Raw genomic sequence first — 16979 nt, forward strand, 5'->3', positions numbered from 1 at the left:
CTGCAGGTTAACACTCAAACATAGAGCCTAATTGTGACCAGCATTTTCTTTAATCGACATTACCCAACAATCGAATCGGCCTGCGAGCGCTGGGGACTGGTTTATGATCCTAATGCAGAGTTTGAGTTGGTCTTTGAAGATAATATCCTGACGTTAATCAAGCGCGATGAGCCAAAGCTGAAAGGGATCTCTGTCGATTTCGTTTCAGGCGCGGTTGCCCATCGTCGTAAATTTGGTGGTGGTCGCGGCCAGTCAATCGCCAAAGCGGTAGGACTTAAACAGGGCGTAATGCCTACAGTGGTTGATGGTACCGCAGGGCTTGGGCGTGACGCCTTTGTACTGGCAAGTTTAGGTTGCAAGGTGTTAATGGTTGAGCGTCACCCGATTGTGGCTGCGTTATTAGAAGATGGCCTGCGCCGCGCCTATGAAGACGCTGAAATTGGTAGCTGGATGCAAGAGCGTATGAGCTTGTTTCACGGCTCAAGTATTGATTCATTAGCCGATGCGGCAGGTGCGTCGAATATCGAAGTGGATGTGGTGTATTTAGATCCTATGTATCCGCACCGTGAAAAGTCAGCATTAGTGAAAAAAGAGATGCGCGTGTTCCAGTCGTTAGTTGGTGCCGATCTTGATGCCGACGGCTTACTTGCACCTGCAATGTCATTAGCCACTAAGCGCGTAGTGGTTAAGCGCCCTGATTATGCTGATGATTTAGATGGCGTCAAACCGAGCATGGTGATTGCCACTAAGAAAAATCGTTTCGATGTTTACGTAAAAGCGGCGATGACAGCTTAGTGGGATGATATAAAGCGTAACGTTTTGGATTGGATAAGACTCTAATCTGCGAATTTTCCGTAAAAATGGCCTCTTGTTAGATTAGCTAATAAGAGCTTTTTTTTGTCAGGTTGTTAATGCGCTAGATAAACAGTTGAGCATGATTTTAGGTGACACTAAGTGAGCATAAAAATAATGCTTATATTCAAGATGCAAAAAGTATCTGATTAGGCTGCAGAAACAATACAGCAAGCAGCCTGATTAATGTGAGGAAAGTAAGTGAATATAAAGGCTAGTATTCAAGACGCAGTGCTCACGCCATTTACTCGAAGTATTTATCAAAAGGCATCTCTAGTTATCGGCTTTGGGTTACTGATTTGGTCTTATTTTTATGATGCTTTGGCTTTCTCTGTTTGCTTTACTGTTTTATTAACCCTTTACGCGATTGTGAGTTTTGCTTTTAAAGCGAGGCAGCGACAGCTTATTTATCTTAAAAATAATGTGGTTGTTGTCGTAAAGTCAGTTCTAATGTCTGCTTTTGATAAATGGGTATTTGGCTTTTTTATTGTTATTAGCATCGTTAGTAATACCTATGCTCTGGCCAATATTAACTTTATAGCCATTGGCATCATAGCGTACCAGTTTTGCATATTAATTTTTATTTACCGACTGTTACAGCGTCAATGTGAATTTGCTTTACCTTTGGATAGTCAGTATCTGCTGTTAGAAAATGAGCAGTCTAACTGTTTGCTGATTAAACGTTTTGACATCTATTTCTTAGAACAACAAACCGAAGTGCTACCACAGCAAGCTGAAGGTATAGAGCAAGCAATCGAATATATAGGCTCTATCTCGCTAGAAGAGGATGATGCAGATGGGGTAATTGCCACTCTGAATCAGCATCTATCAATGACAAGAGGGCGCACAGTGACTAAAAAGTCATGGCGAGCCAGTGTTAAACCATTTCTATTTGCTATCGCGGGTATATACACCTATGTTTTTCTGCTACCAGGCTTTTTTAAAGCAATATTGCCAGTAGGTCCCTATCGAAATAAATTTCGTGATGTCATTAATAGGACTGAGTCTATGTCAGATATGGGGGTGGTCGTTATGATGGTCATTACTTTTATCATGCTTGCCTTGCCGAGCTTTGTATTCATATTTACCTTCTATAGCGATATTAAATCTCGCTCTTTTAAGGCTGTTTGCACCACTAGAGATGCCGTTTGGCTGCTAACTCCCGGTACTTCTAGTTCTTCTAGCATTAGTGGTCATGAATCGAGGACGATATTGCGATCTACAATGAGTCATATTGCTTGTGCCGATATTCAAGTAGCCGCAGAAGATAACACTCCGCTGCGTTTATCTATCGATGGTGATATAAAACTAATTGGGCGTGACGACAACTTAATCTCATTAAGCAGTTGGGCTTGGAGTGGACGATTCATTCTCAATCATTTAGTTAAGCTTGGGCTGCCTGTGAGATTAGTACAACAAGCTAACCAGCCAAAGGTTGAATAACCCAGCACATTTGTGGATGTATCCGCTCAAGAGCTAGTTTGGTGGGAAGTCTTGTAATCATTAATATTAAAAAGCCTAGCTATTTTAGCTAGGCTTTGCTGTTTTTGATTGTTCGTTATTAATATAAATACAGAACCGAAGCGAGGCCTAAGAAGCAGAAGAAGCCCACCACATCAGTGACGGTGGTTAAAATGACCGAGCCCGACAGCGCGGCATCTTGATTCATTTTCTGCAATATCATCGGCACCATTACCCCTGCAATGGCCGCTACCGCCATATTAATTAAAATAGCCGCGCCAATCACAGTGCCAATAATGGGATCGTGAAACCAGTAGCCGGCAATCAGACCAATCACTGTCGCCCACAGCACACCATTTAAGATACCGATACCGAGCTCGTTTTTTAGCAGTGACATGACGTTACCTGAGGATACCTGCCCCATGGCCATACCGCGGATCATCAAGGTGAGTGACTGACTACCTGCAATACCGCCCATCGATGCAACTATCGGCATCAGTACTGCTAAGGCAACCACTTTTTCCAGCACATTTTCAAATAAGCCGATGGTGGCTGAGGCTAGAAGTGCGGTCAATAAGTTAATGCCTAGCCAGACTGCGCGGCGACGAGCACCAACGGTAATTGGCGCGAACAGATCGTCGTCCTCGTCCATACCTGCGGTTGCCATTAACTGCGCCTCGTAATGCTCACGCACGAGTGCAGTGGCGCTGCGCAGTGTCATGCGACCAATCATAATGCCGTTGGTATCGACGACGGCAATTTCTAATTCGTTACTGTGTTCAATGGCTTCAGCGGCTTCAATTAAGCTGGCATCGGCGAGAATCGAGCGACTGTCTTCCCAGAGTAGGCTAGCGAGTGTGCTCTCTGGTGCGGCACGAAACACATCGTGGCGACGTACGCTGCCAATATATTTGTCATCATCATCGAGCAGGAAGACATGATCATTACAGTCGAGTTTAATACGGCGAAAGAAGCGCTGAGCTTGTGACACGGTTGAGGTCAGGTTTAACGCTAAGAATTGATGCTCTGCGTAACGGCCAATTTCATTTTCAGAGTATTGGTCATAGCGATCGTAGTGCTGTCGTTGGCGCTCACCCATTTGTGACAGCGCCCGCTCGGTCATGGCGTCAGATAGCGTATCACTCCACTCAATCAAATCTTCAGGTGAGATCTGAGAGAACAGCAAGTCTAACTCAGCTTCAGGCATCTCATCCAAAATGCCATTACGTGGATCAGCACGCATCAAGTCTAATACGCCAATACGCTCACTCGTTTCAACTTGCAACCAGCGCTCGTAACGTTCATCTAGCGGTAATGACTCTAGCAACAAAGCCACAGTACCGGGCTCGGCTTCTTCTAGCATGTCATGGAATAGTTCAGCCTGCTGCTCGCCCTCTGCATTGGTCAGTTGCTCAACCGATTGGCTCACTTCGACCATGGCTAACTCAGGCGTTTCATAGTCTGTTTCGCTTTGATGTTGGCTGTTATCGATAGGGTGTTCATCTTTTGGCAATGACATGGTTAACCGACCTTAAAGTGAGGCTGTAAAAAACTGCGCAACTATATTGATTAACGTGTTAACTCGCAATGGTTTTGTGAGTCGTTATTGTGTGTAATTCGTGGGAATAATAACATTTTGCAGCTTTGATGTGGTAGAGGTTGATAGTTCCGATTTGGCAGGAAGTGCTAACAATACATACATGCTGTTTGGGGTGTTCGTTATTGAGAGGATAAACCTTACACTTTATCGGTATTTGTGCTGCCAAAATTGGCATAGGATATCCTTTACTATAAACATTGAAGGGCTCTCCCATGATTGAACAAGGACAAACACTGCCAGCGGGTACATTGGCACAACTGACCAAAGATGGCATGGTTAACCATGACGTTGCAGCGCTATTTACCGGTAAAAAAGTGATACTGTTTGCCGTGCCTGGCGCGTTTACGCCAACGTGTTCAGAGGCTCACCTGCCGGGTTTTGTGGTATTTGCCGACCAATTAAAAGCCAAAGGCGTCGATTTGATTGCTTGCGTATCGGTTAATGATGCCTTTGTGATGAAGGCGTGGGGCGAAGCGCAAAATGCCTCAGAATTAATGATGCTGGCCGATGGCGATGCTAGCTTTACTAAGGCACTCGGGCTAGAAATGGACACTGCTGGTTTTGGTGGTGTGCGTTCACAACGTTATGCCATGGTTGTCGATAATGGTGTGGTGACAACGCTTAATGTTGAAGCGCCTAAGTCGTTTGAGGTCAGCACGGCTGAAGCGATTTTGGCTGCACTATAACGGCATTTTATATTTGCTAGATTAAGGGAGCCTTTGGCTCCCTTATGATGTTAAGCCACCCGAATCCCAAGATTGAGCTCGATATTTTCTACGCTCTGTTGCACCTCTTTGGCTATCTCGTCAGATTGCTTTGATGCCGCTTTTGCATGATTCCTTAAGCTAATAATGGCAGCGGTAAAGTCATCTAAATAGCACACCTGCTGGTGGCTATGTTTGGCGCCTTGCTGAGCCGTAATCGCCATTTCACTCGCTTGTGTTTGCACGCTTTGTGCGACTTGCCATAGGCTTTGAGCGCGAGCTCTTTGGCTCTCGCTGGCATCTTCGATACCTTTGACTCTTATACCTAATTCGCTATTGGCTTGAGTGAGTTGGTTAAGTATGTCCATGATCTCTTTTAGTGACACTTGAGTACGCTGAGATAAGTTGCGCACCTCTTCCGCTACAACGGCAAAGCCTCTACCTTGTTCGCCAGCTCTAGCGGCTTCTATGGCTGCGTTAAGCGCCAATAAGTTAGTTTGCTCTGCAATATTGCCGATAACATCGATGATCTGTGATACATCGGTGACGGAGGTTGATAACCCCGTTAGTGCGTGATGACAGTGTTTGACCGCTGCTTGGGTTTCGTCTGTTGCATCCAAAACAGCTTGGGCTTCCTGTTGGCTTTGCTGCATCTGTAGTTGGGTTTGCAGTGCACTTTGCTCAACTCTCTCTGACGTATCGCTGACATCTTTAGCTAAGATACGAATTTGTTCCGTTTGCTGCTGAGCGGTTAGTACGACTCGCTGGGTCTGCTCCGTGCTGGCAGATATATGGCCAATACGATTAACGAGCTGGGATAATGAATTAGAGACTTGGGTCATCTGCTGGCGTTGCTGTTCATCTTCTTTTTCAAAGCGCTCAAGCAATTGATTAAAGTAGTTGGCTATCTGACCTGTTTCACAGCGTCTTTGGATGGCAATTCGTTCACGGCTATTTGATTTGGTGAGTTTATGGAAGGCTCTACTGAGGTGCTTTAGCGGATTAACCACTCGTTGCTGCAACACGATGAGGTAACTGACCGCAAAGATTATCAGGATAGATACCATGGAATAGATAGCAAACATCAGTTCCTGTTTGAGCTGTTGAGTTTGCTCTTGCTGCTCGATACCTAAAGCTAACAATTGCTGCTCTATGGCATTAATATCTTGGCTTAATAAGTGTTGTGAACGCTGGTTTTCAATCAGTAGCTCGTGGGTATTATTAATTTCTTTGTTATAACGACTGCTGAGACTGAGAAGTTCGGCTCTGGCATCTTCACCGATCTCTATCATTGCAGGCTCATCTTCACCGAGGGCAAATTCATCTAACTGCTGCGCCTGGTAGATCCCGATTAAAGTGAGTGAGTCTAGCTGGGCGTGCCAGTCTGTTAACTCAGTAATATGACTTTCAAGAATCGATTTTAATTGTTTATCTTTACCGACAAGGTAGCTATCACTAATCTGCGAAAGGTTATAAACCAGAGGCGGTAATAGCCGGGTTAAGTTTAGGTATTGATCCGCAAGTGCAGGGTGCTCATCTAAGCCCATAATGGCGTAATCTGCTAAACGACTGTTGTAACCGAGCATTTCTGATTCAGCGTGGGCTAATAGTTGCCGAGGGTTACCAGCCAGCTTGCCTGCGGCGCGATAGTCGCTATCTAGGGCATGAATAAAAGCGGTGACAATCTGTTGGAGTGGCTCGGTATTGAGGTCGTGCAGTGTAGCAATTTGCGTCTGCATCTGTTCGAGTTCGCCCTTGGCATTTTTAAGTTTACTGCTATCGCCACTGGCAAGGTAAGTATCGATCTCTCGCCTTATGTCGACTAAAAATCCTTGCTGGATCAGTTGAACTTGTAGGGTTTGTTGCTCGATAAACTGACGTCTATCGTTGCTCCAAAGTATGACCGATGCCAATAGTGCCGCAATCAATAGTAAAGTTATAGAGGCTGAAAGGGAGAGGGTTGAGATTTTCATTTTTCACGCCAACTGCAAGAGGTGGCGCTAGAATATGGCATTTGGGTTACAAAAAAATTACACAGGAACGGTTAATTAAAAGCTATTCAATTGGCAACCAAACTTGGGCATGCAATCCGCCCTCGCTACGATTGGTGAGGATCACCTTGCCCTGATGCCTATCTACGATACGTTTGATAATCGCGAGTCCTAAACCTGAGCCGACACTACCTCTGGCTGTATCACCTTGAGTAAAAGGTTGGAACAGTTTGGGGATCTGCTCTTCATCGATACCGGGGCCGTTATCTTCGACACTAAAGCCGATGTATTTACCGTTAAATTGCGAGCTAATTTTGACCCAACCGTTGCCGTAGCGGTAGGCATTTTCGACTAGGTTGCTCAGTACGCGTTTGACGGCAATACCTTGCATCGGCACGTTAGGGCATTCAGTGAGCTCTGAATCAATATTGCCTTCACGGTTAGATTCAGCTTGAATCACATCTTGAATTAGGTCGTTGATCTGCTCAAGCTCTCGGGTACCTTCTTGGTCTTGACGAATATAAGAGATGAACTGATTGATGATGGCATCCATATCTTCTATATCGTTGACTATGCCATCTTTTAAGTATTGATCTTCTTCAACCATCATCTCGGATGCTAATCGAATACGGGTAAGGGGCGTGCGCAGATCATGGGAGATCCCGGCCATTAACAGGGCGCGGTCTTGCTCCAACTGCTTCATGCTATGAGACATCTGATTAAACGTGTTGGTCACCTCAACAATCTCAGTAGACCCGCTTAGTGGTAAAGGTGCGGGGTAATCACCTCGTGACACCGCAATCGCCGCTTTTTGCAATCTTCTCAGTGGACGGTTTTGTTGGCGGGCGAACCACCATCCTCCCGCCACACTTAAGGCGCCAATGACCATTAAATATAAGGTGAGTGGAGAAAGGTTTTTCTCATTGAGTCCGGTTAGTGGCACCCTGATCCAGATAGAGGGAGCTTGAGGCGGGCGGATCCAGATCTCAAACTCTTCCCCTTGAGCGATGCGCACTTCTGCTTCACCTCCAAGGTACTCAGACATCTGAGAAGATAAAAAACTGTAGTAAACAGCACGGTCAATGCCGGCTTTGCGGGCTTGTTTCTGGTTATAAAACTGCATGGTGTCGTCGCGCACTTTAGCGTTGAGCGCATCGACTATAGTGAGGTGTTCGCGGCCGATATCAACGCCGTCAACAAACAGTAATTTAACTTGCCTCGCTATTAGTTGGTTTATCTGCTGATAGCTGGGTTTAATAAAGTAAACGGCAACAGAGATGTATGACACTAGCTGATTGGTTAGCAGTAAGCAGCCAATTAACATGACAGTTTGGCTGAAGGAACTGCGTGGCAAAAAGCGTTGCCACCATCGTCTGTTTAAGGGCACTTAGATGTCGTCACTTAGATATCGTCGTCTAGCTATTTTCGTGATTGGCCGTCGGGCACAAACACATAGCCCAAGCCCCATACCGTTTGAATATAGCGTGGGTTAGCCGCGTCGTTTTCAATCAGTCGACGTAGGCGAGAAACCTGCACGTCAATCGAACGCTCTAGAGCGGAGTAATCACGACCACGGGCAAGGTTCATTAATTTGTCGCGCGATAGGGGCTCACGTGGATGGCTGACCAACACTTTAAGCACTGCAAACTCACCGCTTGTTAGGGCGATACTTTCTTCGCCGTGATGCATTTCGCGTGTGGCAAGATTTAAAGAGTATTCGCCAAAAGTGATCTCTTCTTCTTGCTGAGTGGGGGCTCCTGGTACTTCTGGTGTTTGGCGGCGCATAACGGCTTTAATACGTGCCAGCAATTCTCTAGGGTTAAACGGCTTGGGTAGGTAGTCATCGGCGCCGAGTTCTAAGCCGATAATTCTATCTACTTCATCGCCTTTAGCTGTCAACATGACGATAGGGATCGGGTTACCCGTTTGGCGTAGTCGACGACATATAGACAGACCATCTTCGCCCGGAAGCATAAGATCCAGTACCAGTAGATGGAAGTTTTCGCGTTCTAATAAGCGGTCCATTTGCTCAGCATTGGCTGCGCTACGTACTTGATAACCTTGTTCCATCAAGTAGCGTTCTAATAAAGCGCGTAGTCTCATATCATCGTCGACGACGAGAATTTTTGAGGTTTCTTGTCCCATGCTTTCGGTCCTTTTTTCTCGGCTGCCAACCCTTCTTGGTAGGCAAATAGCTGATATTGAATGCGATTGTTCCTAATATAGCTGTTTTAATATGTTAATGACTAGCAGGCATTTTAACTTATAGGTTAATACTGCGAGTTAAATCCATTTCAGCTTAAATTAAGCTTTTGAATATTAATGAAAATATAATTTATCTGCGGTGTACCTGAAATTGTAAGCAAATTGATAGCAGCAACGTTTGTGGTTATATTTTCTATATGGCTATTTGATGCGGTATGGCTCAGCTTGACTGGATCTGTGCTATGATTTTTGTCCATCAATTTTGATTAATTCCTTTTAGAAAGTAGAACCTATGAGAACCGCTATCGTCACCCGTGAAGGTTTCGAGAAATTGCAAAAAGAGCTAAATTACCTTTGGCGTGAGCATCGACCTGAGATCACTAAAATTGTGAGCTGGGCTGCGAGCTTGGGCGATCGTAGTGAAAATGCTGATTACACCTTTAATAAAAGAAAACTGCGTGAAATTGACCGTAGGGTTCGATATTTACGTAAAACCTTAGAAAATGTACAGATTGTTGATTACTCTCCAGCACAAGAGGGTAAGGTATTCTTCGGTGCTTGGGTCGAAATTGAAAACGATGACGGCAATAAACTGCAGTTTAAGATCGTGGGCTATGATGAGATTTTTGGTCGTAAAGATTACATCTCAATCGACTCGCCTATGGCGCGTGGCTTATTAAAGAAAGAGGTCGATGACGAAGCTGTGATTAAGACGCCTAACGGTGAGCAGGTTTGGTATATCAATCGTATCTCTTATCAAGGCTTTGAGGCGTAACGTCTCTACCTTTCTGACAGATTAAGCGCAGTCAAACTCATTGGCTGCACTGTTTCATCATGCAAATAACATAATTGTCTTAGTATTAGCATTAACCAAATCCATGTGCTGTGGTATCTTTGGCGCAATACCCTTTATCAACTAGGCTCGACCTCTATTTATGCAAAATATTGCACAGCTCATCGCTGAGGAACTTAATGTTCGTCAGCAACAGGTTATCGATACCATTTCATTACTCGATGATGGCGCAACCGTGCCATTTATTGCCCGTTACCGTAAAGAAGCCACAGGTGGCTTAGATGACGCTCAACTGCGTACCCTATTTAGTCGTTTAGGCTATTTACGGGATCTTAATGATCGTCGTAACGTGATTTTGTCGAGTATTGAAGCGCAGAGTAAGTTAACACCTGAGCTGAAAGCCGCCATTATTGCTGCCGATAGTAAGACGCGCCTAGAAGATCTTTACCTTCCCTACAAGCCAAAGCGTCGCACTAAGGGGCTTATTGCTATTGAAGCGGGCATCGAACCGTTAGCCGACTTCTTATTAGCGAATCGCCAAGTCGATTGTGAAGCGGTTGCTAGCGAATATATCAACCCTGCTGCTGGTTTTAGCGACGCTAAGGCCGTACTTGATGGCGCACGTTTCATTTTGATGGAGCGTTTTGCTGAAGATGCTGAGCTGCTGCAAAAAATTCGTACTCAAGTTGAGCAAAATGCTGTTCTTGAAAGCAGCATGGTTAAAGGTAAAGAGAAAGAAGGCGCTAAGTTTAGAGATTATTTTGAACACTCTGAAAAGCTGACCAAGGTGCCATCACATCGTGCACTTGCGATGTTGCGTGGTCGCAATGAAGGCATGTTGAGCCTGAATGTGAATGCCGATCCGCATCAAGAGCCGAAGCGAGCGAGCTATTGTGAAGTGATCATTATTGAGCATTTCAAACTGGGACTCACAGATACTGCCGTTGATGCTTGGCTTAAAACCGTGGTTGCCGCGACGTGGAAAGTGAAGATTGCGCTACAGATGGAAACCGAGTTTCTTGGCCGTATGCGCGACAGCGCCGAACAAGAAGCCATTAAGGTATTTGCACGTAACTTAGGTGATCTACTGATGGCGGCACCAGCGGGTGCTAAAGCGACCCTAGGTTTAGACCCCGGTCTTCGCTCTGGCGTAAAAGTGGCGATTGTGAACGACACCGGCAAACTGGTGGCGCACACGACTATTTTCCCACATGCTCCTCAAAATCAGTGGGATAAGTCGGTAAGAACCTTAAGTAACCTCGTTAAAATGCACAAGGTTGAGTTAATTGCAGTGGGTAACGGCACTGCGTCGCGTGAAACCGATAAGCTGGCAGCAGACTTAATCAGTCAAGTTAAAGCTGACTTGCCGACATTGACCAAAATTATGGTCAGTGAAGCGGGCGCATCAGTGTATTCAGCCTCTGAACTAGCCTCTGAAGAGTTTCCAGATGTCGATGTGTCTATTCGCGGCGCAGTGTCTATTGCGCGGCGTTTACAAGATCCGTTGGCGGAACTGGTAAAGATTGAACCTAAAGCGATTGGTGTTGGTCAATATCAGCATGATGTGAGTCAGAGCCAGCTATCAAGCTCGCTAGAAGCGGTGGTTGAAGACTGTGTAAACGGTGTAGGTGTTGACGTTAATATGGCATCAGCAGCGCTACTTGCACAGGTTGCGGGGTTAAACAAAACCTTAGCGCGTAATATCGTGACTCATCGTGACGAGCAAGGCCGTTTTAACAACCGTAAAGCATTGCTTAAGGTGGCGCGTCTTGGGCCTAAAGCCTATGAGCAAGCTGCGGGTTTCCTACGTATTAGTGAAGGAGACAACCCACTTGATGGTTCATCTGTGCACCCTGAGGCCTACTCATTAGTTGAGTCAATTGCTGCCGCAAAAGCGGTCTCAGTTGCTGAATTAGTTGGTAACTCAGAGCTGCTCAAAGCACTGGAAGCAAAAGATTTTATCACTAGCGAATTTGGTCTACCTACAGTAACCGATATTCTCGCTGAGCTTGATAAGCCGGGTCGCGATCCTCGTGGTGAGTTTAAGACAGCGACCTTTAAAGAGGGCGTAGAAGAGATTAAAGATCTGAAGCTAGATATGATCTTAGAAGGTGTGGTGACAAACGTGACCAACTTTGGCGCCTTTGTTGATGTGGGCGTTCATCAAGATGGCCTAGTGCATATTTCTTCGATGACAGACACGTTTATTGATGATCCACATAAGGTGGTTAAAGCCGGTGATATCGTTAAAGTGAAGGTGATGGAAGTGGATGCTGAGCGTCGTCGTATTGCCTTGAGCATGCGTCTTGATGATAAGGCCGGCGATGCGCCTAAGAGTGCACCGCGACCAGCCCATAGTGCTGCAAATAAAGGCGCTAATAACAAAGGTGCTAATAAGCCCGGCGGCCAACAGAAGAGCCATAAACCTAAGCAGCAAGCCAATGCTGCCATGGGCAACGCGTTTGCCGATGCTTTCGCGAAGTTAAAAAAGTAAGCATTATAAACTTCTAATTAGTGAGAGACACAAAAAAACCGACAACTGAGTTTGTCGGTTTTTTTATGCCATTTCTAAAAAATTTGGCAGTATATCGGGCTCGGTTCGCTGATAGTAAAAAGCTTCAATACGTACACCAAAGGCCTGGTAAAACTGCAAGCTCTCGTTAGGCATAAGGTGGTTGGCTTCGCTGGTATGGGTTGGCGGCGGTTGTTGTCCCGGCAGTTTAATATCGCTGCGCTTGAGTGGAGCCCGCTGGCTAAGCAGTTGCTTTAAATTTAAGTTGGCTGCTTGTTTCTGTTTTTCTTGACCAGATTGCTCGTGTTGCTGGGATTGACCTTGCTGCTTTTGTTGCACCGACTCGCGAAGCCGGGCTTGGTTTTGTGCCTGATCTGCGGTGCGTTCATGCTGTGGATTAAAGGCGCGTTCTTCATGACCTTTAGTGGCTTGTTGCGGCGCTATAATCGGTGGGCGCTGTTGACCATCGGTGCGCGCAGCATCGGTTGCAGCATTAGATGTTGCAATCGGCACGTTGGGATAGTTGGTCACCACTAACATAATGTTTCCCACTGAAAGGTGTGGTTAAATCTTAATCGAATTCAGCGTAAAAATAAAGCGCTACGGCCAGAGTCGCTTATCTGTTAGTTAGTTTGTCTAGCCAAGGTTTGTAGCCATCGAGAAACTCGGCTTGATGGCTAATAAATGGTGCATGGGAAGCTTTGGCTAGTAGCATATCTTCGCTGGCTGAAACCTGTGGCATAGCCGTTATCATTCTGCGAGGTACTAGGCCGTCTAATCGTCCCCACACTCTTAGCCAAGGCTGCTCTATTTGGGATAGCTGCGAACGTAAGTCGACATTTTCAAGCATGTCTAAGCCTTGTGCTAATGCGCTCTGCTGAGCGGAAGGGCGAGCCTGTACTAACTCACGCAACTGCTTAATATCGCCCTTGGCTGTTTGACTGCCCATAGCTTGAATTGCTAAGAAACGCTCAACGGTTTTATCCAGATCTTGAGTCAGCTGGCTGGCAAACTGGCCTAATACCTCAGATGGGATCCCCGGCCAGTTTTCTCGGGCCATAAAACAAGGTGATGAGGCTATGGTGCACAGTGCTGATACACGTTGCGGCTGCTTAATTGCAGCCAGAGTGGCAACGAGCCCACCCAGTGACCAGCCGGTCCAAATGGCCTTCTCTGGTACTTGTTCCATAATGGCGTCAAGCCAATCTTCAATATCGCCCATAACGGCTTGGCTATGGCCAAATCCCGGCAGATCGACATAGTGGAATCTATAATTGTTTAATGCACTGTGAAGTGGAGTAAATACGGCGCTATTAACCCCCCAGCCATGGAGCATGACGACGTCAGGGCCTTGACCGATAGATTCAACATGTAGCTTTATTGGGCTCACTTAGGACCTCATAGTGTAACGATGCAACATTGAAAGGCTTTGCCTAATCCATGTTGTCTTTGGTTAACAGGGGAATATTGAAAAGGATTTCACCTATCAAGATAATATTCTGGAATAGAGTGCTTGCGGCTATTTTACCCAATCGCTGTTTGATGTGCCATCAACATATTGAGGCTGCTCAGCGCGGAATTTGTTCTGTGTGTTTACATGCTTGCCGCTATCAAGCGGATATCTGTTTGGGGTGTGGCAGTGAAATGCCACTGCAAATCCCTTTTTGTGGACGCTGTATGCTTGCTTCAAAATTAAAAGTGATAGCCCCCTGCAGCTACCATCAAGGGATGGGGCATTGGGTTGGACAGATTAAGTATCAGGCTCAATTTGCAGTGATAGATGTGTTAGTCGACGCCTTAGTGCAGCGGATCTTATACCTAGAGTATTTAGGCTTTATTGAGCTACCACAAGTGTTGATTGCTGTGCCACTGCACCGAAAAAGGCTACAACAGCGTGGCTTTAATCAGGCATGGTTAATTGCGCGTGCACTGTCAAAGCGGCTTGATATTCCCCTTGTTGATAATATGCTGTTAAGGAGCAGAGACACACAGCCACAAGCTGGCCTAAGTGGCAAGTTACGCCGTAAGAACCTTAATAATGCTTTTGAGCTTTCAACTGAGTTTAATTGGCAGCGAGTCGCCTTGATTGATGATGTGGTGACAACCGGAACCACGGTTGATGAAATCGCGAGGTTATTGCAGCGTAAGCATACTCAGGTGCAAGTGTGGTGCCTCGCAAGAGCAGAAGCACCGGGCTTGAGTTAATCTTTATGAACACTTCTCTCTATACGCGCTAATGCAGCGCAGGAATAAAATAGAGCGCGTTAGCATAGACTTTTTGGCTGCCTAACCAGATATTTCTAAAGAGCAAATTATCAGCCATCCCCACAACAGCGCCTTGATTGCGAGACTCGATGATAATCGCGGGCGAGTTGCTAAAGCTGCTCTGATATTCTTGGGCTAAATAGCCGCTTAGCAGAGGATCCGAGGTGTACTTTGCTGCCACGGTAAAGTCGTTAGTTGTTTGCGAAAAGCCTAGCACTTTGTTTTTCAGTACCGGAAGCCGATCGCCATTTAGGCCAAAGTTAATTGGATGGCTAGTATCAAGTTTTAACTCCAAGATAGCGCCGCCAATTTCTTGCTTCGCTTTGAATGTAGACTTTTTGTCGAAGGTTAAGCCGTCGGCATCGAATAGTTGTTTGTAAAAACGATCGCTACGTAAATTAGTTTTTAGCAGATTCGAATTACTAAGCCAATCTAGCGCACCTTTTTGTGCTATCACTACGCCCCCGTTTGAAGCAAATTGCCCCAGCTTACGAGCAAACCTTTCATTTAAGGTGAGGTAGTTACCATCGGCCATAATAATGTGGCTGTAGTCACTGAGTTTTACTGAGGCAAGGTTATTAATATCGACTAAGGTAGTGGCCACTCCTAAGGTATTATCTAGGTAATACCAAAGCTGACCCACTTCGGCAATTGAGGTGCCTTTGCCGCTGAGGATTAATGGCCGGATGGGCTTAATGACCTTAAAGTCAGGGCTACCAAGATCGATGCCTTTTTTTGCGGCGCTGGTGTTCACTGCCACAATGTTAACCTTAAGTTTTTGGGCGAATTTGCCCACCTTCTGGCTGATCTCGTTGGTTGATAAGTTGTCCTGCTTTAACGGAATTTGCAGTGTCCCTGCAGCAAAATCTATCTCTTGCTCGGCTACGACAAGGCTAAAGGGTTTGGCCGCAAATTTGACCATGACTCCCTGCTCTAGAAGTTGTTGAAGTAGCAAAGCCGCTTGGCTCTCGCGCCAATCAACTAGCAAAGCAACAGTAGTACTGTCGTCCCAACTATCGGGCTTAAACTCTGGTGCGTTTTGACTTAATACACTTAACTCGAGTTTGATATTACGGCGCAATGTTAGGTCGAAAGCATGCTGTAAGTTCCAAGTTGAAATGTCATAGAACGTCGGGTCGATAAACTCTGTTCTATCATCAAACATGGCTTGAAGTAGTGACGACTGCGCCTGATTTTGCGGGATAAAAATACTGCTGTTGACCTCGAACTCGATACCACCCTGGGTAAGCGGATTAGTGAGATAGTAATACTCTATCTGATGTTGAGTTAGCAGCTTAGCCAGTGCGTTAATTCGGCCTGGATCATGATTTGTGCTCAATAACAGTCCAGCCTGGCGAGGTTTTTTCTTCATCGCTTGTTGGTGTTTGTTTTTGAAAAAGTCAGCCTGGTATTGCTCAAGTTCAGACTTTAAGGCTAGCGCGCCTTTAAGGCTTGATATTGAAGTGGCATATTGATTTTCTATCGCCTCTTGCAAACTCACCAGACCATTTTTAGAGTCTTGCTGTTGCCCACGGGCACTGGCTTGTTCAAACAGCACCCCTATGGCGCCGTTAATGTCAGGGTAGGTTGAGCCTTTGCCATAGAAAAAATCATCGAATAATTGACGGCTGAAATAGCTCTGCTTTTTATCATCGAGAGCAGCTTGGTGATAAGCGGCCAATTTTGCGGTTAACTTTTGGTTTGCTGCTGGCGTTAATGGGTGGGTTCTATCTGGCACACCGGGCTGAAAAAAGTATGTGTTGTTATGGCCCATCTCATGAAAGTCGCCGACATAATGCGGCTGCCAACGATGGAACAAGGCAACACGTCCCTGTGATTCAGGATGACGTAGAAACAGCCAGTCACGGTTGAGATCGGCTAAATAGTGATTGCTGCGACCTGTCGGCCAACCTTGTTTGTGTTCTTTGTGGTTAGGGTCGCTCACCGCCACTTTGCCAGCATAACCGTTAGCCCAAGTTGAAAAACGGTCTAGGCCGTCGGGGTTTTGGCTTGGCGTAATTAGCACGACTGCCTTATCGAGTAGATCGGTAACCCACTTATCTTCGCTGGTGGCTAGCATATGACTCAGTTTAATCGCGCTATGAGCACCGCTAATTTCATCACCATGAATTGAATAGGCTAGCCATATAATCAGTGGCCCACTTTGCTTGCCTAGATATTTGATCTGCTGTCTTTGCGCTAAGATCTCATCGAGTTTGGCTTGGTTTTCTGGCGAGGTGATAACCGCGGTGAGCTGTTGTCTTGCTTCATGGCTTTGGCCAGTATGTTCGATGGAGACTCTGGGGTTTTGCTTAGCAATTTCTTTAAGGTAATAGTTAATTTGATCGTGGCGCAGTAAACGCTCTCCCAGTGGGTAACCTAAAAATGCTTCGGGACTGGTTGTGGTTACGCCATAAAGGGGGTTATCGGTTAAACGCGTCTTTTTTGCTTCAGCAAAAAAAGAGGGGAATATCAAAAAAGCGCATAAAAAAATGAAACCGATTCTAAGCATGGAGTTTTTCGTTATATTTATAATATTGTTGTTAAATTAACAGCTCCACGTCGACAAAACCACTCTATGGGAAGATAAAAAACT

13 protein-coding genes are annotated in these 16979 nt (G+C 45.8%); 6 read left to right on the forward strand and 7 right to left on the reverse strand.

All coding sequences use genetic code 11. From position 1 onward, the window contains the following. Positions 1 to 33 precede the first annotated feature (33 nt). Together ACVBJC_RS00645 and ACVBJC_RS00650 are read left to right on the forward strand one after the other, a co-directional pair. Positions 34 to 795, forward strand: coding sequence for a class I SAM-dependent methyltransferase (locus ACVBJC_RS00645; protein WP_447159011.1), 762 nt, complete (start codon positions 34 to 36; stop codon positions 793 to 795). Between the two features lie 258 nt (positions 796 to 1053). Then, complete coding sequence (locus tag ACVBJC_RS00650) at positions 1054 to 2295, forward strand: hypothetical protein (protein ID WP_447159010.1); 1242 nt, start codon at positions 1054 to 1056, stop codon at positions 2293 to 2295. A gap of 118 nt (positions 2296 to 2413) precedes the next feature. Here the strand turns inward: ACVBJC_RS00650 and ACVBJC_RS00655 are convergent, their stop codons facing one another. Next, entirely contained in the window at positions 2414 to 3832 is a 1419-nt protein-coding gene (locus tag ACVBJC_RS00655) for a magnesium transporter (protein WP_447159009.1), read from the reverse strand. A gap of 293 nt (positions 3833 to 4125) precedes the next feature. Between ACVBJC_RS00655 and ACVBJC_RS00660 the strand changes: the two genes are divergently transcribed. After that, positions 4126 to 4599, forward strand: coding sequence for a redoxin family protein (locus ACVBJC_RS00660; RefSeq protein WP_447159008.1), 474 nt, complete (start codon positions 4126 to 4128; stop codon positions 4597 to 4599). A 50-nt stretch (positions 4600 to 4649) separates the two neighbouring features. Here the strand turns inward: ACVBJC_RS00660 and ACVBJC_RS00665 are convergent, their stop codons facing one another. The 3 genes from ACVBJC_RS00665 to ompR all read right to left on the reverse strand — a co-directional run bounded on the left by ACVBJC_RS00665 (position 4650) and on the right by ompR (position 8753). Then, on the reverse strand, positions 4650 to 6590 hold the full coding sequence (locus ACVBJC_RS00665; RefSeq protein WP_447159007.1) for a methyl-accepting chemotaxis protein: 1941 nt from the start codon (positions 6588 to 6590) through the stop codon (positions 4650 to 4652). Between the two features lie 82 nt (positions 6591 to 6672). Then, positions 6673 to 7995 carry a two-component system sensor histidine kinase EnvZ gene (gene envZ, locus ACVBJC_RS00670; protein ID WP_447159006.1) on the reverse strand — a complete coding sequence of 441 codons (1323 nt, stop codon included), beginning with the start codon at positions 7993 to 7995 and terminating at the stop codon, positions 6673 to 6675. Positions 7996 to 8027: 32 nt separating this feature from the next. Beyond that, complete coding sequence (gene ompR, locus ACVBJC_RS00675) at positions 8028 to 8753, reverse strand: osmolarity response regulator transcription factor OmpR (RefSeq protein ID WP_447159005.1); 726 nt, start codon at positions 8751 to 8753, stop codon at positions 8028 to 8030. Positions 8754 to 9105: 352 nt separating this feature from the next. Here ompR and greB point away from each other — a divergent pair, with 352 nt between their 5' ends. Next, positions 9106 to 9588, forward strand: a complete 483-nt coding sequence (gene greB / locus ACVBJC_RS00680) for a transcription elongation factor GreB (RefSeq protein WP_447159004.1) — start codon at positions 9106 to 9108, stop codon at positions 9586 to 9588. A gap of 160 nt (positions 9589 to 9748) precedes the next feature. After that, on the forward strand, positions 9749 to 12100 hold the full coding sequence (locus ACVBJC_RS00685) for a Tex family protein (RefSeq protein ID WP_447159003.1): 2352 nt from the start codon (positions 9749 to 9751) through the stop codon (positions 12098 to 12100). 63 nt (positions 12101 to 12163) lie between these two features. On the opposite strand, the gene ACVBJC_RS00690 is transcribed toward ACVBJC_RS00685, so the two are convergent. Continuing rightward, positions 12164 to 12658 (reverse strand): hypothetical protein, encoded by a 495-nt coding sequence (locus ACVBJC_RS00690; RefSeq protein WP_447159002.1) that lies wholly within the window; start codon positions 12656 to 12658, stop codon positions 12164 to 12166. Positions 12659 to 12734: 76 nt separating this feature from the next. Beyond that, a complete protein-coding gene (gene bioH, locus ACVBJC_RS00695; protein WP_447159001.1) occupies positions 12735 to 13508 on the reverse strand; it encodes a pimeloyl-ACP methyl ester esterase BioH in 774 nt (257 codons plus the stop codon). A gap of 50 nt (positions 13509 to 13558) precedes the next feature. Between bioH and ACVBJC_RS00700 the strand changes: the two genes are divergently transcribed. Beyond that, positions 13559 to 14323, forward strand: coding sequence for a ComF family protein (locus ACVBJC_RS00700; protein ID WP_447159000.1), 765 nt, complete (start codon positions 13559 to 13561; stop codon positions 14321 to 14323). A 28-nt stretch (positions 14324 to 14351) separates the two neighbouring features. Here the strand turns inward: ACVBJC_RS00700 and ACVBJC_RS00705 are convergent, their stop codons facing one another. Further along, on the reverse strand, positions 14352 to 16895 hold the full coding sequence (locus ACVBJC_RS00705) for a M14 family zinc carboxypeptidase (protein WP_447158999.1): 2544 nt from the start codon (positions 16893 to 16895) through the stop codon (positions 14352 to 14354). Positions 16896 to 16979: the final 84 nt, after the last annotated feature.

Source organism: Shewanella sp. 0m-6 (assembly GCF_052977325.1).

Excerpts from the sequence above, each read along its gene's own strand:
- ACVBJC_RS00655 (WP_447159009.1), bottom strand. The coding sequence starts at position 3,832 with ATGTCATTGCCAAAAGATGAACACCCTATCGATAACAGCCAACATCAA.
- ACVBJC_RS00660 (WP_447159008.1), top strand. The coding sequence starts at position 4,126 with ATGATTGAACAAGGACAAACACTGCCAGCGGGTACATTGGCACAACTG.
- ACVBJC_RS00665 (WP_447159007.1), bottom strand. The coding sequence starts at position 6,590 with ATGAAAATCTCAACCCTCTCCCTTTCAGCCTCTATAACTTTACTATTG.
- ompR (WP_447159005.1), bottom strand. The coding sequence starts at position 8,753 with ATGGGACAAGAAACCTCAAAAATTCTCGTCGTCGACGATGATATGAGA.
- greB (WP_447159004.1), top strand. The coding sequence starts at position 9,106 with ATGAGAACCGCTATCGTCACCCGTGAAGGTTTCGAGAAATTGCAAAAA.
- ACVBJC_RS00685 (WP_447159003.1), top strand. The coding sequence starts at position 9,749 with ATGCAAAATATTGCACAGCTCATCGCTGAGGAACTTAATGTTCGTCAG.
- ACVBJC_RS00690 (WP_447159002.1), bottom strand. The coding sequence starts at position 12,658 with ATGTTAGTGGTGACCAACTATCCCAACGTGCCGATTGCAACATCTAAT.
- ACVBJC_RS00700 (WP_447159000.1), top strand. The coding sequence starts at position 13,559 with ATGTTGTCTTTGGTTAACAGGGGAATATTGAAAAGGATTTCACCTATC.
- ACVBJC_RS00705 (WP_447158999.1), bottom strand. The coding sequence starts at position 16,895 with ATGCTTAGAATCGGTTTCATTTTTTTATGCGCTTTTTTGATATTCCCC.